The organism is Variovorax sp. GW821-FHT09A10 (assembly GCF_059418385.1).
Genome location: NZ_JBWKPT010000004.1, coordinates 41,047 through 59,097, shown reverse-complemented (window position 1 = coordinate 59,097; position 18,051 = coordinate 41,047). Strand labels below are relative to the sequence as shown.

The 18,051-nt window shown below is 69.6% G+C and carries 17 protein-coding genes; 11 read left to right on the top strand and 6 right to left on the bottom strand.

The annotated features are described in order from the left end of the window. Nucleotides 1–57: 57 nt before the first annotated feature. Together AC07Q9_RS16945 and AC07Q9_RS16940 are read left to right on the top strand one after the other, a co-directional pair. On the top strand, nt 58–2,052 hold the full coding sequence (locus AC07Q9_RS16945) for an acetoacetate--CoA ligase (RefSeq protein WP_495310859.1): 1,995 nt from the start codon (nt 58–60) through the stop codon (nt 2,050–2,052). A 31-nt stretch (nt 2,053–2,083) separates the two neighbouring features. Then, entirely contained in the window at nt 2,084–2,527 is a 444-nt protein-coding gene (locus AC07Q9_RS16940) for a YbaY family lipoprotein (protein WP_082817958.1), read from the top strand. A 43-nt stretch (nt 2,528–2,570) separates the two neighbouring features. On the opposite strand, the gene AC07Q9_RS16935 is transcribed toward AC07Q9_RS16940, so the two are convergent. Together AC07Q9_RS16935 and AC07Q9_RS16930 are read right to left on the bottom strand one after the other, a co-directional pair. Further along, nucleotides 2,571–4,535 (bottom strand): adenylate/guanylate cyclase domain-containing protein, encoded by a 1,965-nt coding sequence (locus tag AC07Q9_RS16935; protein ID WP_492683197.1) that lies wholly within the window; start codon nt 4,533–4,535, stop codon nt 2,571–2,573. 226 nt (nt 4,536–4,761) lie between these two features. Then, entirely contained in the window at nt 4,762–5,475 is a 714-nt protein-coding gene (locus AC07Q9_RS16930; protein ID WP_495310858.1) for a 2OG-Fe(II) oxygenase, read from the bottom strand. Nucleotides 5,476–5,588: 113 nt separating this feature from the next. Between AC07Q9_RS16930 and AC07Q9_RS16925 the strand changes: the two genes are divergently transcribed. Beyond that, complete coding sequence (locus AC07Q9_RS16925) at nt 5,589–6,098, top strand: GFA family protein (protein ID WP_495310857.1); 510 nt, start codon at nt 5,589–5,591, stop codon at nt 6,096–6,098. A gap of 98 nt (nt 6,099–6,196) precedes the next feature. On the opposite strand, the gene AC07Q9_RS16920 is transcribed toward AC07Q9_RS16925, so the two are convergent. Together AC07Q9_RS16920 and AC07Q9_RS16915 are read right to left on the bottom strand one after the other, a co-directional pair. Further along, nucleotides 6,197–6,691 carry a helix-turn-helix domain-containing protein gene (locus AC07Q9_RS16920; RefSeq protein ID WP_495310856.1) on the bottom strand — a complete coding sequence of 165 codons (495 nt, stop codon included), beginning with the start codon at nt 6,689–6,691 and terminating at the stop codon, nt 6,197–6,199. A 63-nt stretch (nt 6,692–6,754) separates the two neighbouring features. Next, nucleotides 6,755–7,657, bottom strand: a complete 903-nt coding sequence (locus tag AC07Q9_RS16915; RefSeq protein WP_495310855.1) for a LysR substrate-binding domain-containing protein — start codon at nt 7,655–7,657, stop codon at nt 6,755–6,757. A 185-nt stretch (nt 7,658–7,842) separates the two neighbouring features. Between AC07Q9_RS16915 and AC07Q9_RS16910 the strand changes: the two genes are divergently transcribed. The 4 genes from AC07Q9_RS16910 to AC07Q9_RS16895 all read left to right on the top strand — a co-directional run bounded on the left by AC07Q9_RS16910 (nt 7,843) and on the right by AC07Q9_RS16895 (nt 11,423). Next, on the top strand, nt 7,843–9,042 hold the full coding sequence (locus tag AC07Q9_RS16910; RefSeq protein WP_495310853.1) for an acyl-CoA dehydrogenase: 1,200 nt from the start codon (nt 7,843–7,845) through the stop codon (nt 9,040–9,042). 8 nt (nt 9,043–9,050) lie between these two features. Then, complete coding sequence (locus AC07Q9_RS16905; protein ID WP_495310852.1) at nt 9,051–10,289, top strand: CaiB/BaiF CoA transferase family protein; 1,239 nt, start codon at nt 9,051–9,053, stop codon at nt 10,287–10,289. Between the two features lie 13 nt (nt 10,290–10,302). Continuing rightward, the gene (locus AC07Q9_RS16900; protein ID WP_495269953.1) at nt 10,303–10,761 is read left to right on the top strand and encodes a VOC family protein; all 459 of its coding nucleotides are present in this window, start codon (nt 10,303–10,305) and stop codon (nt 10,759–10,761) included. Nucleotides 10,762–10,847: 86 nt separating this feature from the next. Then, complete coding sequence (locus tag AC07Q9_RS16895; protein WP_495310851.1) at nt 10,848–11,423, top strand: hypothetical protein; 576 nt, start codon at nt 10,848–10,850, stop codon at nt 11,421–11,423. Between the two features lie 22 nt (nt 11,424–11,445). Here the strand turns inward: AC07Q9_RS16895 and AC07Q9_RS16890 are convergent, their stop codons facing one another. Both AC07Q9_RS16890 and AC07Q9_RS16885 read right to left on the bottom strand, forming a co-directional pair. Beyond that, nucleotides 11,446–11,904, bottom strand: a complete 459-nt coding sequence (locus tag AC07Q9_RS16890; RefSeq protein ID WP_495310850.1) for a CopD family protein — start codon at nt 11,902–11,904, stop codon at nt 11,446–11,448. Nucleotides 11,905–11,960: 56 nt separating this feature from the next. Beyond that, a complete protein-coding gene (locus AC07Q9_RS16885) occupies nt 11,961–12,938 on the bottom strand; it encodes a LysR family transcriptional regulator (RefSeq protein ID WP_495310848.1) in 978 nt (325 codons plus the stop codon). Nucleotides 12,939–13,061: 123 nt separating this feature from the next. On the opposite strand from AC07Q9_RS16885, the gene AC07Q9_RS16880 reads away from it, so the two are divergent. The 4 genes from AC07Q9_RS16880 (at nt 13,062) to AC07Q9_RS16865 (ending at nt 18,046) form a co-directional block, all read left to right on the top strand. Next, on the top strand, nt 13,062–14,411 hold the full coding sequence (locus AC07Q9_RS16880) for a DUF3100 domain-containing protein (RefSeq protein WP_495310847.1): 1,350 nt from the start codon (nt 13,062–13,064) through the stop codon (nt 14,409–14,411). Between the two features lie 25 nt (nt 14,412–14,436). Next, on the top strand, nt 14,437–15,606 hold the full coding sequence (locus tag AC07Q9_RS16875; RefSeq protein WP_495310846.1) for a M20 aminoacylase family protein: 1,170 nt from the start codon (nt 14,437–14,439) through the stop codon (nt 15,604–15,606). 4 nt (nt 15,607–15,610) lie between these two features. Next, nucleotides 15,611–16,996, top strand: a complete 1,386-nt coding sequence (locus tag AC07Q9_RS16870; RefSeq protein ID WP_495311413.1) for an L-serine ammonia-lyase — start codon at nt 15,611–15,613, stop codon at nt 16,994–16,996. Between the two features lie 219 nt (nt 16,997–17,215). Then, nucleotides 17,216–18,046 (top strand): isocitrate lyase/PEP mutase family protein, encoded by an 831-nt coding sequence (locus tag AC07Q9_RS16865; RefSeq protein ID WP_495310845.1) that lies wholly within the window; start codon nt 17,216–17,218, stop codon nt 18,044–18,046. Nucleotides 18,047–18,051: the final 5 nt, after the last annotated feature.

The following is an 18,051-nucleotide window of genomic DNA, read 5'->3' as shown; positions in this document are numbered from 1 at the left end:
CAAACCCTGAGGTCAACCCTCATTGAGCACGGCGGTTCGCGGCGCTACGCTCGTGGCATGCCCGCTCCCAACATCCCCCAGATCCGTCTTTATCAGAACTGGCTGCGCGACACGCGCGGCCTGGCCTTCGACAGCTACGACGCGCTGTGGCGCTGGTCCGTCACCGACCTCGATGCCTTCTGGCAGAGCATCTGGGACTACGCCGGCCTGCACTCGCCCACGCCGCACACCGCGGTGCTCGCCGAACGCCGCATGCCCGGCGCGCGCTGGTTTCCCGGCGCGCAGGTCAACTACACGCGCGAGGTGCTGCGCCACGCCGACGCGGCCCATGCGGCCGGCCTGCCCGCCATCGTGAGCGACAACGAACGCGGCGAGGTGCGCGAGCTGTCGTGGCCCGAGCTGCGCCGGCAGGTGGCCTCGGTGGCGCTCACGCTGAAGTCGCTCGGCGTGCGCCGCGGCGACCGCGTGGCCGCCTACATGCCGAACGTGCCCGAGACCATGGTGGCGTTTCTCGCGTGCTCCAGCATCGGCGCGGTGTGGAGCGTGTGCGCGCCCGACATGGGCACGGCCGCCGTGGCCGACCGCTTCCGCCAGATCGAACCCACGCTGCTCATCGCGGTCGACGGCGTGCACTACGGCGGCAAGCCGCTGGACCGCAGCACCGTGCTGCAGGAGCTGCGCGGCCAGCTGCCGAGCGTGCAGAAGCTGCTGCTCGTGCAGTCGCCCTTCGCCGCGAACGCGGTGGCGCACGATGTCGAATGGCAGCAGGCCATCGCGCGCGACGACGCCGAGGTTGCGGCCTTCGAACCCGAGTGGCTGCCCTTCGACCACCCGATCTGGATCGTCTATTCGAGCGGCACCACCGGCCTGCCCAAGCCCATCGTGCACGGGCAGGGCGGCATCCTGCTGACCATGCACGCCTGCGGCCTGCACAACGACGTGGGCGCGAGCTACGGCGCCAACAACTTCGGCGAGCGCTACCACTGGTACAGCTCCACGGGCTGGGTGATGTGGAACTCGCAGCTCTCGGGCCTGGCCTTCGGCGCCACCATTTGCATCTACGACGGCAACCCGGCGGGCAGCAAGGACAAGCCCGACTGGGGCGTGCTGTGGCGCTTCGTGGCGAAGCACCGCGTCACCTTCTTCGGCGCCGGCGCGGCCTACTTCACCAACTGCATGAAGGCGGGGCTCGTCGCGAAAGACTGCGGCGACCTGTCGCGCGTGCGCGCCCTGGGCAGCACCGGTTCGCCGCTGCCCGACGAGGTGCAGCGCTGGGGCTCGCAGCAGATCCTCGATGCGGGCTCGAAGGCGGTGTGGTGGTGCAACATCTCGGGCGGCACCGACTTCTGCGGCGCCTTCGTCGGCGGCAACCGCGAGCTGCCCGAAGTGCCGGGCCAGATGCAGTGCCGCGAACTCGGCCATGCGGTCGAGGCCTGGAACGAGCAGGGCCAGCCGGTCATCGGCGAGGTCGGCGAGCTGGTGTGCACGCAGCCCATTCCGTCGATGCCGCTGTACTTCTGGGGCGACGAGGGCAATGCGCGCTACGTGTCGAGCTACTTCGACACCTACCCGGGCGTGTGGCGCCACGGCGACTGGATCAAAGTCGGCAGCGACGGCGGCTGCATCATCTACGGCCGCAGCGACGCCACCATCAACCGCCAGGGCCTGCGCATGGGCACCAGCGAAATCTACAGCGCGGTCGAAGGCCTGCCCGAGGTGCTCGACTCGATGGTGGTCGACCTCGAATACCTGGGCCGCGACAGCTACATGCCGCTGTTCGTGGTGCTGCGCCCCGGCGTGGCGCTCGACGAGGCCATGCGCGCGCGCATCAACAATGCCATCAAGACCTCGCTGTCGCCGCGCTTCGTGCCCAACGACATCTTCCAGGTGGCCGAGATTCCGCGCACGCTGTCGGGCAAGAAGCAGGAGCTGCCGATCAAGAAGCTGCTGCTGGGTCAGCCCATCGAGAAGGTCGTGAACCGCGAGGCGATGGCAAACCCCGGCAGCCTGGACTGGTATGTGGCTTTTGCTGCACAGCGGGCCTCCGCATAATGGGGCGATGAAAAGACGCACCAGCCTCCTCATGCTCTCCGCCGTTGCCGGCGCCTCCGTCCTGAGCGCCTGCGCGGGCGGCTCGCCCGGCACGCCGGCCCAACCCGCCGCCGCACCGCTGCGCGTGACGGGCACCGTGGCCTACCGCGAGCGCATCGCGCTCGACCCCGCGGCCGAAGTGCGCGTGCAACTGCTCGACGTGTCGCGCATGGACGCACCCTCGGTCGTTCTGGCCGAGCAGCGCATTCCCGCCAACGGCAAGCAGCCGCCCTTCGCCTTCGAACTCAGCGTCGATGCCGCACGCATCGACCCGCGCATGCGCTACGCCGTGGCGGCGCGCATCACGCGCGGCGAGCAGCTGCTGTTCATCAACGATACGCAGTATTCGGTGCTCACGCAGGGCAACGGCACCACCGCCAACCTGATGCTGGTGCGCGTGGCCACGCCACCGCCGCCGCCGCGTCCCTCGCGCTGATCGAGCACCCGCGCGACACGACGTTCGCGCGGGTCAGTTCAGATCAGGTCAGCAACTCGTGGAGCACCATGCGCGTCTGCCGGCCGCGCAGCTCCACCAGCTCTTCGATGCGCCGCGTGGCCAGCCGGCCGTTCAGGGCCGCGTAGGTGACTTCCGAGATCAGCATGCGCGTGCCCAGCTGGCGGTTCGCGCCTTCGATGCGGCTGGCCACGTTCACCACGTCGCCGAACGCCGTGTACGACAGCCGGTCGTTCGAGCCCAGCACCCCCGCCACCACCACGCCCGTGTGAATGCCGATGTGCGTGCGGAACTCGGGCAGACCCTGTTCGGCCCACTGCCGGTTGAGCTGGTGCATTTCGGCATGCAGCTCCAGCGCGGCGCGGCAGGCCTTGTACTCGGCGTCTTCCAGGTCGGCCGGCGCGCCCCACAGCACCATGATGCCGTCGCCGATGAACTTGTCGATCACACCGCCGTGGCGCGCGAACACGTCGGCTGCGAGGTTGAAGTACTCGGTCAGCTGGCGCACCAGCACGTCGGCCGCGATCGATTCGGAGATCGACGTGAAGCCCTCCACGTCGGTGAACATCACCGTCACCTGGCGCGGCGAGCCGTTGGGCGCGAGCGCGTGGCCCTGTGCCACCAGCTGGTTGATCACGTCCACCGGCACGAACTTGCTGAAGGCCTTGAGGCTGCGCGCCGAATCGTCGAGCGCCTGGTCCAGGTGCTGGATCTCGAGCACGCGGCTGGGCTCGCGCGGCAGGTTGTCGAGCTCGAGGCGACCGATGCGGTGCGCGATGCGCGAGAGGTTCTCGACCGGCGCCGTCACCAGCTTCGACAGCTTGAGCGACATGTACAGCGCCAGCCCCAGGAACACCAGCGCCAGCAGCAGCGACCACGCCACCGCGCGGCGCAGGCCGCCCAGCAGCACGTCTTCGGGCACCCAGCTGACCAGCTGCCAACCGGTGGCGGGAATGCGCGAGGCCTGCACCAGGTAGCGCCGCCCCTCGTGGCTGAAGGCGAAGGCCTTGTCGCTGCCGCTGCCGGCGATGCCGTCGGCCGTCATCTGTGCGTCCAGCGCGCCGAGTGCGCCCGTGGGCGCTTCCAGCGTGTGCAGCACGCCCGGCATGTCGCTGCGCGCGAGCACCTTGTGGTCGGCACTCAGCAGCGCGCTGTTGCCGTTGCCGTTGCGGCTGAACAGGCGCACGAACTCCGACAGCCGGCCCAGCGACACGTCGCCCGCCACCACCATCGCCTGCGGGCTGCCTTCGGCCTGGCGGCGCTGGCTGGGCAGCGCGTAGGTCACGCCCAGCTCCTGCGCGGCGGCGAACACATAGGGACTGGTCCACACCGGCCCTTGCGTCTTGCGCGCCTGCACGAACCAGCTGCGTTGCGTCGGGTTGTAGTTGCTGCGGTAGGCCTCCACGCGCTGCGTGGCAAAGCGCTGCTGCACGTCGGCCTCGGAACCCAGCGGCAGCTTGTACTGCCAGGTCTCGGTGGTGAAGTCGGCGCTGCGCGCGATGTGCCGAATCGCCGGCACCGGGTAGCGCAGCGCCATCAGCATCTTGCCCTCGACGTTCGCGACGTAGACGCTGTCGAGTTCGGGCGATTGCTGCAGCAGCGTCCACAGGAGCTCGGCCGTGCGCTCGACGTTCTCGCCCGCGGGCGTGAGGCTGGGCGAGCTGCCGATCGCGCCGACCGCCGACTCGGCCTTGGCCAGGAAGGCCAGCACCTTGTCTTCGATGCGGTCGTGGTTCGACTTGTGCGCCGAGGTGCCGATCGTCGTCACCAGCCGCTGCGAACCCCAGTAGCCCAGCGTGACCAGCAGCAGCGACTGCGCGAGCGCAACGGCACTGACGATGGACCCGACATCGACCCGGAAGCGACGGGGGCGCCGGGGCGGTGGAATTTCAGCGGAAGAGGGTGACGGAGACGGTGGCAACGGCGTGGTGACGTGCGCGAAAGACGGGCGACCCGCCGCATCCGGAGGCCCGGACGATTCCTTGTACATACAGCTCCCTGACGACAACTCGGAACGGACCCCGGCTCCTCCTCACGAGGTCGTGGTCCGGCGTCCGGAGGGTGTTGCGGGGCCGATCGTGTGCGCCGGCCATCCTGGCAATCCCCCGGATGCGCGCGGGATTTTCGCCTGTATTTGGTACATATGTGCAACTTTGCACGCTTGGTGCGATGTTGCTGCGCCCGAGGGCTTGCTTGCGAACGGACGTTCGTTCTATTCAGCGCGCGTCGTGAAAGATCAGGCCCAGCGTGTGGCGCTGTCCGCTGCGCACGCGGCTCACGCCGTGGCGCATCGTCACGCGGTAGCTGCCGCGCGTGCCCGCCACCGGCCGCTGGTTCACCGCGAAGATCACGGCCTCGCCCTGCGCGAGCGACACCACCTCGGCGCGCGACTGCATGCGCGGACGTTGCTCGGTCAGCACGAACTCGCCGCCCGTGAAGTCTTCGCCGGGCCGGCTCAACAGCACCGTGAGCTGCAGTGGAAATTGCAGGTCGCCATACAGGTCCTGGTGCAGGCAGTTGTAGTCGCTTTCGCCGTAGCGCAGCAGCAGCGGGGTGGGGCGCAACTGGCCCGCCGCATGGCAGCGATCGAGGTAGGCCGCGTGGTCCGACGGGTAGTCGGCCGGCTGGCCCATCGCGGCGGCCCAGGCATTGGCCAGCGGCGCGAGGCGCTCGTACAGCGCGCTGCGAAATGCCACGAGTTTGGAAGGCAGCGGGTTCGCGAAGTACTGGTACTCGCCCTGGCCGAAGCCGTGGCGCTGCATGACCACGCGGCTGCGAAAGCGCGCGCTGTCGTCGTACATGGCCGTGAGCGCGGCGCATTCCGCGGGCGTGAACAACGCCCCGGTGACGGCGCAGCCGCAGGCGGCGAGGTCGGCATCGATGCGGGGCCAGTCGAGGGCGTGGATGCGGGTGGCGACGGAAGAACTCATGCGGGCAGTGTCGCGTGGCGGCGGGATGCGGGCTGGCCGTTTTCGGACGCGGGTTTCGGTGGGGCAGTGCCGGCTTGAGCGATCATCCTGAAGACCCAGCCCGAAAGCATTCCATGAGCACCCAGAACCCCACCCCCCAAGACACCGCCAGCGACTGGCAACTCCCCTGGACCGGCGGCTGCCGCTGCGGCCAGGTGCGCCTGCGGATCACCGCACCGCCGCTGCTGGCCATGGCCTGCCACTGCACCGGCTGCCAGCGCATGAGCGCCAGTGCGTTCTCGCTGTCATTGGCCATCCCCACGCCGGGCTTCGAAGTGGTGTCGGGCGAGCCCGTCATCGGCGGGCTGCACGGCGAGGAGTCGCACCACTTCTTCTGCCCGCATTGCAAGAGCTGGATGTTCACGCGCACCGAGGGCATGGACTATTTCGTCAACCTGCGCGCCACCATGCTCGACCGGCACGAATGGGTCGCGCCCTTCGCGGAAACCTGGACCGACGAGAAGCTGCCGTGGGCCACGACGCCTGCAAAGCACAGCTTCGGCACCTTGCCCGCGATGGACGCCTTCCCAGCGATGATTCAGGCGTACGCGCAAGAGGGCGCACGGCCGGCTGCGAAGGACTGAGCGGACCTGCCTCGATTCCCGTCTCGGCTCAGGAGCCGGGGTTGCCGGCCGCGTCTAGCGCCGCGAGCATGTCGGCCACCTGGCGATGGTGGGCGCGCTCAAACATCCAGCGGCTTCCGGCCCAGCAGGCGGGCCAGCTCGGCCAGCAGTTGGCGTTCGTTGGCCTTGAGCGCGGACGGATCGGCGTGGCGCCAGTTGCGTTCGTAGGTGCCCCAGGCTTCTTCGGGTGTGAGTTCCGCGTCCGCGGGCAATTGCCATGCGAGGCGGCGCAACTGCGCGAAGTCGCCCACCCGGACGGTTTTCGTCGGCATGGGCGAAGAGGCCGGCGTCGCCGTCTCCTTGGCGATACCTTCGATCGGCGCCGTCACTTCGACATCCAGACCCAGTGCCGCCAGGGCGTTCATGTAGGCCCCCATCGTGACGGAGGGCTCGCCGCGTTCGATGCGATGCAGCGTCATGCGCGACATGCCCGCTGCCTCGGCGGCCGTGGTGGCGCTGATCCTGAGCGACTTCCGACGGGCATGGATATGCTGGCCGAACGCTTCAAGGCGTCGGCTGGCTCTGTCCAAGGTCGGCGGGGCGGTGGATGGCATATGTGTATCTCATATTAGGCATACCTAAGAAAATGTCTAGTACGAGATACATTTTTGGCTGCTTCAACCTTCGCGCGCCTGCCCCAGCAACCAGTCACTGAACAACTTCAGCAACGGTCGCTGGTCCGCCCGCTCCGGCGTCACCAGGTAATAACTGCGCTCCGCCGACAGCGCGCGCGGGCAGGCCACCACCAGCTCGCCGCGCGCCAGCTCGTCGGCCACCAGCATGGTCGGCATCAACGCCACGCCCAGGCCGTGCGAGGCGGCGGCGGCGAGGATCGAGAACAGCTCGTAGCGCGGGCCGCCACGCGCGGTGGGCGCGTCGACCTGCTGTGCGTCGAACCACTGGCGCCAGCCGTCGGGGCGCGTGCTCTGCTGCAGCAGCGGCATCCGCGCGATGGCCGCGGGCGACACGGCCTTGCCATGGGGCAGCAGCGAAGGGCTGCACACGGGCACCACGTCTTCGTGCATGAGCAGCAGCGCGCGCGTGCCGGCCCAGTTCTCGACCTGCGCGGGCGTGCCGGCGTACAGCGCGGCATCGAACTCCGCGTCGGCGAAGAGAAAGGGGCGGGTGCGCGTCTCGATGTGCACCACCACGTCGGGCTGCAGCGCCGCGAAACCGCGCAGGCGCGGCACCAGCCAGCGCGTGGCGAAGGTGGGCACCGCGGCCAGCGACAGCGACCCGCCTTCGCCCTGGTGCGCCATGGCGTCGAGCGTGTCGCGCTCCATGGCCTCCAGGCGGCGGGCGATCTGGCGTGCGTAGGCGGCGCCGCTGGCCGTGAGCGCCACGCCGTGCCGCGTGCGGCGGAACAGCGCCACGCCCAGGAAGGCCTCGAGCGCCCCGACCTGGCGCGACACCGCGCTCTGTGTGAGCGCCAGTTCCTGCGCGGCGCGGGTGTAGCTCTCGTGGCGCGCGGCGGCGTCGAAGCACACGAGGGTCTGCAGGGGTGGGATCTTGCGGCGCATGTATGCCGGGAGTGTATGACTGGCGCCCTGGTTTCACCAGTAAATCAACAAGATGTATCTCTCGAGATGTGCGTCAGACGCATATCTGGGTGAGGATTCATCGTTTGCGCCGGGCCTTCTGCGTGGCTACGATCGACCGCATTCCCCCTTCTTTTGTTTCTTCTTCCTTTTCCGGAGACATCCACATGGCCGCCAAAGCGCAATTCCACTGGGACGACCCCCTTCTTCTCGACCAGCAGCTGACCGACGAAGAACGCATGATCCGCGACGCGGCCAACGCCTACTGCCAGGAGCGCCTGGCGCCCCGCGTCATCGAGGGCTTCCGCACCGGCGAAACCGACCCCGCCATCTTTCGCGAAATGGGCGCGCTCGGCCTGCTCGGCCCGACGATCCCCGAACAGTACGGCGGCCCCGGCCTGAACTACGTGGCCTACGGCCTGATCGCCCGCGAAGTCGAGCGCGTCGATTCGGGCTACCGCTCGATGGCCAGCGTGCAAAGCTCGCTGGTGATGGTGCCGATCTTCGAATTCGGCACCGAGGCACAGAAGCAGAAGTACCTGCCCAAGCTCGCCACCGGCGAATTTATCGGCTGCTTCGGCCTGACCGAACCCGACCACGGCTCCGACCCCGGCAGCATGGCCACGCGCGCCAAGAAGGTGCCGGGCGGCTACTCGCTGAGCGGCTCGAAGATGTGGATCAGCAACTCGCCCATCGCCGACGTGTTCGTCGTGTGGGCCAAGGAAGTCAGCGAAAGCGGCACCGTCGGCCCGATCCGCGGCTTCGTGCTCGAGAAGGGCATGAAGGGCCTGAGCGCTCCCGCCATCCACGGCAAGGTCGGCCTGCGCGCCAGCATCACCGGCGAAATCGTCATGGACGGCGTGTTCTGCCCTGAAGAAAACGCCTTCCCCGAAGTGCAAGGCCTCAAGGGCCCGTTCACCTGCCTGAACAGCGCCCGCTACGGCATCTCGTGGGGCGCCATCGGTGCCGCCGAAGACTGCTGGCACCGCGCCCGCCAGTACACGCTGGACCGCAAGCAGTTCGGCCGCCCGCTCGCCGCCAACCAGCTCATTCAAAAGAAGCTGGCCGACATGCAGACCGAGATCACGCTGGGCCTGCAAGGCAGCCTGCGCCTGGGCCGCATGAAGGACGAAGGCATTGCCGCGGTCGAGATCACCTCGATCATGAAGCGCAACAACTGCGGCAAGTCGCTGGACATCGCCCGCATGGCGCGCGACATGATGGGCGGCAACGGCATCAGCGACGAGTTCGGCGTGGCCCGCCACCTGGTGAACCTGGAAGTGGTCAACACCTACGAAGGCACGCACGACATTCACGCGCTCATCCTGGGCCGCGCCATCACCGGCATCGCAGCTTTCGCCAACTGAACGAACGCATGAGCACCAAGCCCGCAGCACTCGACGGCATCAAGGTCCTCGATCTGTCCCGCGTGCTCGCGGGCCCGTGGTGCACGCAGATCCTCGCGGACCTGGGCGCCGATGTCGTCAAGATCGAACGCCCCGGCGTCGGCGACGACACGCGCACCTGGGGCCCGCCGTTCGTGAAGGACGCGAACGGCCACGACACCGACCAGGCCAGCTACTTCACGTCCTGCAACCGCAACAAGCGTTCGGTCACCATCGACATGGCCACGCCCGAGGGGCAGGCGCTGCTGCAGCAGATGGCGGCGCAGGCCGACATCGTGGTCGAAAACTTCAAGACCGGCGGCCTCAAGCAGTACGGCCTCGACCATGAAAGCCTGCGCGCGGCCAACCCGCGCCTCATCTACTGCAGCGTGACCGGCTTCGGCCACGACGGCCCCTACGCCGAGCGCGCCGGCTACGACCTGATGATCCAGGCCATGACCGGCATGATGAGCATCACCGGTCGCCCCGACGGCGAACCCGGTGGCGGCCCGCTGCGCGTGGGCGTGGCGCTCACCGACCTCTTCACCGGCGTGTACGCCAGCACCGCCATCCTCGCGGCGCTGCAGGTGCGCGACCGCACCGGCGAAGGCCAGCACATCGACATGGCACTGCTCGACGTGGGCATGGCCATCCTTGCCAACCAGGCGAGCGCTTTTCTCAACACCGGCAAGGCGCCGGGCCGCCAGGGCAACACGCACCCGAGCCTCGCGCCTTATCAAGACTTTCCGACGCAAGATGGTTCGATGCTGCTGGCCATCGGCAACAACGGCCAGTTCGCGCGCTTCTGCGAAGCCGCCGGCCACGCCGGGTGGGCCGCCGACGAACGCTTTGCGACCAACACGCTGCGCGTGAAACACCGCGGCGTGCTGATCCCGATGATGGAAGAACTCACGCGCACCCGCACCACCGCCGACTGGGTCGCGCTGCTCGAAGACAAGGCCGTCCCCTGCGGCCCCATCAACGACATCGCGCAGGCCTTCGACGACGCGCAGGTCCAGGCGCGCGGCCTGGCCGTGACGCTGCCGCGCGATGCGGGCGACGGCATCGCCAGCATCACCGGCGTGGCGAGCCCGTTGCGCCTCACGGCCACGCCGCCCGTGCTGCGCCGCGCACCGCCCGCGCTCGGGCAGCACACGCAAGAGGTGCTGGCCGAGATGGGCGTCGACGCCTCGCGCTTCGAGGCATTGCGCGCGGCCGGGGTGGTCTGACACACTGGCGGGCATGACGCGCCCGCCTGATCCGTCGTCTCCTGACACTGCCACCGACGCAGCCCCGTTCGCGGTGCTGCGCATCGACCACGTCGTGCTGCGCGTGCGCGACGCCGCGCGGTCCATGGCCTTCTATTGCGACGTGCTCGGCTGCACGCTCGAGAAGCGTCGCGACGACCTCGGCCTCGTGCACCTGCGCGCCGGCAGCAGCCTCATCGACCTCGTCACGCACGACGGCAAGCTGGGCCGCCAGGGCGGCGCGCTGGCCGGGCGCGAGGGGCGCAACGTCGATCACCTGTGCCTGCGCATCGAGCCTTTCGATGAAGCCGCGATCCGCGCGCGCATGGCGCGGCACGGCGTGCCGGTGCAGGGCGAGGTGCAGAACAACTTCGGGGCCGAGGGCAGTGGCCCTTCGATCTACATCGAAGATCCCGATGGCAACGGCGTCGAGCTGAAGGGCCCGGCGGCCTAGACTCTGCGGCGCCTTGCGCAAGCCGCGGCTGACGCAGAATCGGCGCGCGCCACCCGGCGCTAAACAATCATTCAGGGGGATTCCACATGACCGAACATCCGTTCGCCGCGCGCGTTGCCGCGCGGCTTCTTGCGCTCGCGGGCGCCGCCTCGCTGCTGGCCGCCTGCGGCACGCGCCAGCCTGCGGCCCCCGAACCCCCGCCGCCCGAAGCCACGGCGCGCAACAGCGTGCTCATGGCACCCGTGGCCTACGGCACCACCGCCAAGGGCGTCGCGCTGTCGAAGGCGGATGATTCGTGCGACGTGCCCGCCTCGCTGCGCCAGGCCGTGCAGGACCAGCTGCTCGCGCCCTACGAGTTCCTGCTCGCACCGCCGCTGCCCGCCCACGCGCAGGGCGCGCCCGTGCTGAAGCTGGAGATCACCGACCTGCTCGCGAACGCGGGCGGCCTCTACGGCGGCCCCAAGATCGTCCAGCTGCGCGGCACGCTGGAGCGCGACGGCGCGGCGCCCGCCAGGTTCACGGCGCAGCGCCAGATGTTCATCTACTTCGGCATGCCGCGCAGCACCTGCAGCATGGTCGGTGTCGTCACCTACAAGCTGGGCGAGGACATCGCGCAGTGGCTGCAGAAGCCGGTCGACGGCGCGGTGCTGGGCGAACGCTGAAGACGCGCCGGGCGCGCGGCGTTCAGCCGCCGCGCCCGATCACCGCCACCGCGAACACCACCACGCCCAGCGCGAGGTTCAGCGTCACCAGCTGGCGCACGGTGTTGAGCCGCGCGGCCGCCACGGGCCAGGCGCTGTCGTCCACCGCGCGGCGCAGGGCGCGGAAGACCGAGGCGCGGATGTAGACGTAGACCGCCGCCATCACGAGCGCAATGCCCATCATGGCCTCGACGCGCCAGTGCACGGCGCGAAAGCCGCCGGTCGCGAGGATCATCGCGAAGCCGCTCACGAACAGCAGCGTGACCGACGCGTCCACCCCGACGAAGAAACGCCGCAGCGTCGCGGCCATCATGCGCAGGCGCAGCGGCGGCTCCAGCGTGGCGACGGCGGCGGGGCGCACCGCGAAGTGCATGACGGCCATGCCGCCGACCCAGAAGGCGGCGCACAGCAGGTGAATGAAGAGGGGAGCGAGGTAGGACATGGGCTCCGATCAGAACACCGAACCGTGCGCGCACGCAACGCAAGCCCCCATGCCCTTCAACCCGTCGCGCCGCGCCCGCGCGTGCTCGCGCGGGGCTTGGCGGTGCCCGTGCCCGCGATCGAATCGGCATAGCGCTTCATGTCCGCCACCACCTGGCGCAGCAGCGTTGCCGCGGCCGGCGGCAGCAGGCGGCCGTGGCGCGACACGATGTGCGAGCGCCCCTGCGACAGCAGCGGGTTCTTCATCGGCAGCTCGACCAGCGCCGGGTGGTCGGCATTGGGCGTGAGCGAGATGCGCGTGCCCAGCGTGTAGCCCAGGCCCGCCGACACGAAGTGGCCCAGCGCGCTGAACGAGGTGGTGGTCAGCAGCGCGGGCAGCCGCACGCCCTCGCTGATCTCGGCCGCCTCGATGTGCTGGCGCACGCCGAAATTGCGGTGCAGCGTGGCGCCGGGGTAGGGCAGCAGGTCGGCCAGCTTCAGCGGGCGATCGAGCTGCGCGAGCGGGTGCGAGGCCAGCACCATGGCCTGGATCGGCTGCGCGTGCGACTGGTGCGAGGTGAGCCGCTCGTCCTTCGGCGGCTGGAACAGCATGCCGATGTGGGCACGCTCCTCGATCACGCGGCGCACGATCTCGTCGGTGCTGGCGACGTCCAGGTTCACCGTGATCTTCGGGTGGCTGGCCATGAAGATGCGCAGGCTGTGCCGCATGAGCCAGTCGACATAGCCTTCGCCGGCCACGATGTCGATGTGGCCGCTCTCGATCTTGCGGATGCTGTCCATCTGCGCCAGCAGGTGCTGCCTTTGCCCCTGCTGCCGGCGCACGTAGCCAGCCAGCAGCTGGCCCGCGTCGGTGGGCACCACGCCGCGTCCGTGGCGCTCCAGCAGCGGCAGGCCGCACTCGGTCTCCAGGATGCCGATGGCGCGGCTCACGGCCGACGGGTCCATGTCGAGCACGTCGGCCGCGCCGCGCACCGAGCCGCTGTCGAGCACCTGCATGAAGTAGCGCACCCGGCGGGTGTCGAGCTTGTCGTCCATGGCGGTCGTCTCCGAGTGTTGCATTCAATGCAACGAATATCCTTATTTGCGGTCATTGATGCAAGAGGCTCGCAGCCCGAAACTCGCCGGCACCCCTCGAAAACGCCCCATCCCGCCCCACCCATGACCTCCGCCGCCTCCACGATTGCAGCCGTCGCGCCGTCCACCGCCGCCGGCAAATTCAAGCTCCTCGTCGTCACCCTGGTCCTCGTGGCCGTGGCCGAACTCATCGGCCCGACGCAGTTCAGCGTCGGCCCCGGCAAGGTGGTGCTGCTGCCGATGCTGTGGGCGCTGCTCATGGCCGCCGCCTGGGGCATCGCACACCGGCGCGTGCCGGGCGTGGTGCGTGTGGCCACGGCGCAGCAGTCGCTGGCCGGCGGCCTGCTCAACGCAGGCCTGCTGCTGTTCGTGGTGAAGCTGGGCCTCACGGTCGGCGCCGCGCTGCCGCAGGTGAAGCAGGCCGGCTGGGCGCTGCTGTTCCAGGAGTTCGGCCATGCGCTGGGCACCCTGGCGCTGGGCCTGCCGCTGGCGCTGCTGCTGGGCATCAAGCGCGAAGCCGTGGGCGCCACCTTCTCGGTGGGCCGCGAGGGCAACCTCGTGATCATCGGAGAGAAGTACGGCATGGCCTCGCCCGAAGGCCGCGGCGTGCTGGCCGAGTACATCACCGGCACCGTGTTGGGCGCACTCTTCATTGCGGTGCTGGCGGGCTTCATCGCCAGCCTGCACATCTTCGATCCGCGCTCGCTGGCCATGGGCGCCGGCGTGGGCTCGGGCAGCCTGATGGCGGCGGCGCTGGGCGCCATCGCCGCGCAGAGCCCGGCCGAGATGCTGCCGCAGCTCACGGCGATTGCCGCCGCATCGAACCTGCTGACCACCGTGGCCGGCTTCTACTTCACGCTGTTCCTGTCGCTGCCGCTGTGCTCGTGGCTCTACGGCAAGCTGGAGCCGGTGCTGGGCCGCTTCTCGAAGCATGGCGCGCAACAGGGCGCTGCCGTGGACGCGGGCGCGAACGTCTCGAGCGCCGACGTGGCCCACGCCGCACCGACGTCGCTGCGCGACACGCTGCTGGCCTGGCTGGTGGTGGGCGGCGGCGTGCTCATCGGCAATGCCGTGACCTACAAGGTGCCGGTGCTGGTGTCGCTCGAAGGCGTGCTCGCCGTGGTGGCGATTGCCGGCGCCGTCGAAGCCATCAAGCGCTTCGTGCCGCGCCTGCCGATGGTGCTGGTGCTCTCGGTGGTGGCCACCGTGGTCGGCATCCCGGGCCTGTTCCCCTTCTCCGACGCGCTGATCGCGATCACCGCCAAGCTCAACTTCCTGGCCTTCACCACCCCGGTGCTGGCGCTGGCCGGCTTCTCGGTCGCCAAGGACCTGCCCGTGTTCCGCCGCCTCGGCTGGCGCATCGTGGTGGTGTCGCTCACCGCCACCGCCGGCACCTTCCTCGGCGCGACATTGATCGCCGAGTTCTTCCACTGATTTCATCCCACGAGAGATTCACGCCATGTACCGCGACCCCGAGATTGCCGAAGACACCCGTGCCCGCATGCTCAGCTGGCGCCGTGACATCCACGCCAACCCCGAGACCGCCTTCGAGGAACACCGCACCGCCAACGTGGTGGCCAATGCGCTGATGCTCATGGGCCTGCCCGTGCACCGCGGCCTGGCCGGCACCGGCGTGGTCGGCACGCTGAAGAACGGCGACGGCCCGAGCATCGCGCTGCGCGCCGACCTCGACGCGCTCAACATGCAGGAGCTGGGCACGCAGGCGCACGCCTCGAAGTGCGTCGGCAAGATGCACGCCTGCGGCCACGACGGCCACACGGCCATGCTGCTGGGCGCGGCCGAGCACCTGTCGCGCCACAAGCCCTTCCAGGGCACGGTGCACTTCGTGTTCCAGCCCGCCGAGGAAAACGAAGGCGGCGGCCGCGTGATGGTGGAAGAGGGCCTGTTCGAGCAGTTCCCGGCCGACGCCGTCTACGGCATGCACAACTTCCCGAGCCTGCCGCGCGGGCGCTTCGCGATCCGCAAGGGCACCATGACGGCCTTTCTCGACACCTTCGAGATCGTCATCACCGGCAAGGGCGCTCACGGCGCCATGCCCGAGACCGGCATCGACTCGGTGGTGATCTCGGCCCAGCTCATCAACGCGCTGCAGACCATCGTGAGCCGGCGCACCGGCGCCACCGACGCGGCCGTGGTCAGCGTCACACAGATCCACGGCGGCGACACCTGGAACGTCATTCCCGAGACCGTGGTGCTGCGCGGCACCGTGCGCACGCTCGACGCCGCCATCCAGGACAAGACCCAGGCGGCGATGCAGCAGATCTGCGACGGCGTGGCCGCCACGCACGGCGCCAAGGTGGCGCTGGAGTACCGCCGCGGCTACCCCGGCGTGGTCAACACGCCGGCCGAGACCGACGCAGCCATTGCGGCGGCGGCCAGCCTGGTCGACATCGAGCAGGTGCACACCGACATCCCGCCCGCCATGGGCTCGGAAGACTTCGCCTTCATGCTGCAAAAGCGCCCCGGCGCCTACATCGGCATCGGCGCGGGCGAGGGCCCGAACGACCCGAACGTGCACAACCCGTACTACGACTTCAACGACAACATCCTGCCGCTGGGTGCGGCCTACTGGGTGGCGCTGGTCAAACAGCAGCTTCCGGTCGCATGATGCGCTGATGCTCTCCGCCTTCGAAATCTTCAAGATCGGCATCGGGCCGTCCAGCTCGCACACCGTCGGGCCGATGCGCGCCGCGCTGCTGTTCGCGCAATCGCTCGAACGGCGCGGCCTGCTCGCGCAGGTGGCAAGGCTGCACGTCGACCTGTTCGGCTCGCTCGGCGCCACCGGCCATGGCCACGCGACCGACCAGGGCGTGATCCTCGGGCTCTTCGGCGACGCGCCCGACACCGTGCGGCCCGAGACCGTGCAGCCGCGCCTGGACGCGCTGCGCCGCACCGGCCAGCTCGCGCTGCTGGGCACCACGCCCATCGCCTTCGACCGCGTGCGCGACATCGCCTTTCGCGGCGAAGAGTCGCTGCCCGAGCATCCGAACGCGATGCGCTTCACCGCCTTCGCGGCCGACGGCGCCGTGCTCGCCGAAGGCACCTACTTTTCGGTCGGCGGCGGCTTCGTCGTCGAGGGCGGGCAGGCGGTGGCGCAAACGGCCGCCGCCGCGGCGGCCGTGCCGCATCCCTTCACGACCGGCGACGAACTCATGGCGCAGTGCCGCGCGCACGGCATTTCCGTGGCCACGCTGGTGCTGCGCAACGAATGCGTGTGGCGGCCCGAGGCCGAGGTGCGCGCGGGCCTGCTGCGCATCTGGGGCGTGATGCAGCAGTGCGTGCAGCGTGGCTTCGGCATCGACAACCCGCTGGCCGCGCAGGCGCTGCCCGGCCCGCTGCGCATGCGCCGCCGCGCGCCCGAACTGCACCGCGAGCTGCTGGCACAGGCCGGCGCCGCCGATCCGCTCGCGGCCATGGACTGGGTCAATGCCTTCGCGATGGCGGTGAACGAGGAGAACGCGGCCGGCGGCCGTGTCGTCACCGCGCCCACCAACGGCGCGGCCGGCGTGGTGCCCGCCGTGATGCACTACTACCAGCGCTTCGTGCCGCAGGCCAGCGACGAGGGCATCGTCGACTTCCTGCTCACCGCCGCGGCCATCGGCATGCTCTACAAGACCAACGCCTCGATCTCGGGCGCCGAGGTCGGCTGCCAGGGCGAGGTCGGCGTGGCCTGCTCGATGGCGGCGGGCGCGCTCGCCGCCGTGCTCGGCGCCACACCCGCGCAGGTCGAGAACGCGGCCGAGATCGGCATGGAACACAACCTGGGCCTGACCTGCGACCCGGTCGGCGGCATGGTGCAGATTCCCTGCGTGGAGCGCAACGCGATGGGCGCCGTGAAGGCCATCAACGCCTCGCGCATGGCGCTGCGCGGCGACGGCAGCCACTACGTCTCGCTCGACGCCGTGATCCGCACCATGAAGCAGACCGGCGAGGACATGAAGTCCACGTACAAGGAGACCTCGCTGGGGGGGCTTGCGGTGAACGTGGTGGAGTGTTGAGAAGGTGTGAACGAACCCGGCATGTCCGCTCATCCCGCCCAGACACGCCCCCTCGGCGTTGCAAATGCTCGCCATAGCCCAAGCTATGGCTGCGCTTTGCGCCTTGAGGGGACGCGCCTGGACGGGCTGCTCGGCCACGCCGGATCCATTCACACCTTCTGAAGCCCGCTGCGTCAGAATGGCCGGCTCCCTGTCCTGAACACAGAAAGCCGAGGCCCCATGACCCGCACCGTCGCCGACAAGCGCGCCGCCTTCCGTGCCCTCCACGCACAAGGTTGCTTCGTCATTCCGAACCCCTGGGACACCGGCAGCGCGCGCTACCTCGAAGGCCTGGGCTACCAGGCGCTGGCCACCACCAGCTCGGGCTTCGCGTGGTCGCAGGGCCATGCCGACGGTGCCCTGTCGCGCGACCAGATCCTGGCGCACCTGCGTGAACTCGTGGCCGCCACCGACCTGCCGGTGAACGCCGACTTCGAGAACGGCTTCGCCACCGACGCGCAGGGTGTGGCCGAGAGCGTGCGCCTCGCGGTCGAGACCGGCGTGGCGGGCCTGTCGATCGAGGACTCGACCGGCAACCCCGACGATCCGCTGTTCCCCATCGACGTCGCGGTCGAACGCCTGCGCGCCGCGCGCCGGGCCATCGACGCGGCGGGCGGCGACACGCTGCTCGTGGGCCGCGCCGAGAACTTCTTTGCCAACCGCCCCGACCTCGAGGACACCATCGCGCGCCTGCGTGCGTACGCCGAAGCCGGCGCCGACTGCCTCTACGCGCCCGGCATCAAGACGCGCGAGCAGATCGCGGCCGTGGTGGCCGCCGTCGCGCCCAAGCCGGTCAACCTGCTGGTCGGCGCGACCAGCGAGCTCACGATGGCGGACATCGCCGCGCTCGGCGTGCGCCGCGTGAGCGTGGGCGGCGGCATGGCGCGCGCGGCCTGGGGCGGCTTCATCCGCGCCGCGCGCACGCTGGCCGAGCAAGGCCGCTTCGACGGCTTTGCCGATGCCACGCCGGGCACCGAGCTGAACGCCTTCTTCCGCCCGTTCGCAGACTAGTTTTC

Bases quoted from the DNA above. Each gene is read 5' to 3' on its own strand.
- AC07Q9_RS16890 (WP_495310850.1), bottom strand. From the start codon at position 11,904: ATGTCCTACCTCGCTCCCCTCTTCATTCACCTGCTGTGCGCCGCCTTC.
- AC07Q9_RS16910 (WP_495310853.1), top strand. From the start codon at position 7,843: ATGGCCGCCAAAGCGCAATTCCACTGGGACGACCCCCTTCTTCTCGAC.
- AC07Q9_RS16885 (WP_495310848.1), bottom strand. From the start codon at position 12,938: ATGGACGACAAGCTCGACACCCGCCGGGTGCGCTACTTCATGCAGGTG.
- AC07Q9_RS16915 (WP_495310855.1), bottom strand. From the start codon at position 7,657: ATGCGCCGCAAGATCCCACCCCTGCAGACCCTCGTGTGCTTCGACGCC.
- AC07Q9_RS16865 (WP_495310845.1), top strand. From the start codon at position 17,216: ATGACCCGCACCGTCGCCGACAAGCGCGCCGCCTTCCGTGCCCTCCAC.
- AC07Q9_RS16875 (WP_495310846.1), top strand. From the start codon at position 14,437: ATGTACCGCGACCCCGAGATTGCCGAAGACACCCGTGCCCGCATGCTC.
- AC07Q9_RS16880 (WP_495310847.1), top strand. From the start codon at position 13,062: ATGACCTCCGCCGCCTCCACGATTGCAGCCGTCGCGCCGTCCACCGCC.
- AC07Q9_RS16930 (WP_495310858.1), bottom strand. From the start codon at position 5,475: ATGAGTTCTTCCGTCGCCACCCGCATCCACGCCCTCGACTGGCCCCGC.
- AC07Q9_RS16920 (WP_495310856.1), bottom strand. From the start codon at position 6,691: ATGCCATCCACCGCCCCGCCGACCTTGGACAGAGCCAGCCGACGCCTT.
- AC07Q9_RS16895 (WP_495310851.1), top strand. From the start codon at position 10,848: ATGACCGAACATCCGTTCGCCGCGCGCGTTGCCGCGCGGCTTCTTGCG.
- AC07Q9_RS16905 (WP_495310852.1), top strand. From the start codon at position 9,051: ATGAGCACCAAGCCCGCAGCACTCGACGGCATCAAGGTCCTCGATCTG.
- AC07Q9_RS16925 (WP_495310857.1), top strand. From the start codon at position 5,589: ATGAGCACCCAGAACCCCACCCCCCAAGACACCGCCAGCGACTGGCAA.
- AC07Q9_RS16945 (WP_495310859.1), top strand. From the start codon at position 58: ATGCCCGCTCCCAACATCCCCCAGATCCGTCTTTATCAGAACTGGCTG.
- AC07Q9_RS16900 (WP_495269953.1), top strand. From the start codon at position 10,303: ATGACGCGCCCGCCTGATCCGTCGTCTCCTGACACTGCCACCGACGCA.
- AC07Q9_RS16940 (WP_082817958.1), top strand. From the start codon at position 2,084: ATGCTCTCCGCCGTTGCCGGCGCCTCCGTCCTGAGCGCCTGCGCGGGC.
- AC07Q9_RS16935 (WP_492683197.1), bottom strand. From the start codon at position 4,535: ATGTACAAGGAATCGTCCGGGCCTCCGGATGCGGCGGGTCGCCCGTCT.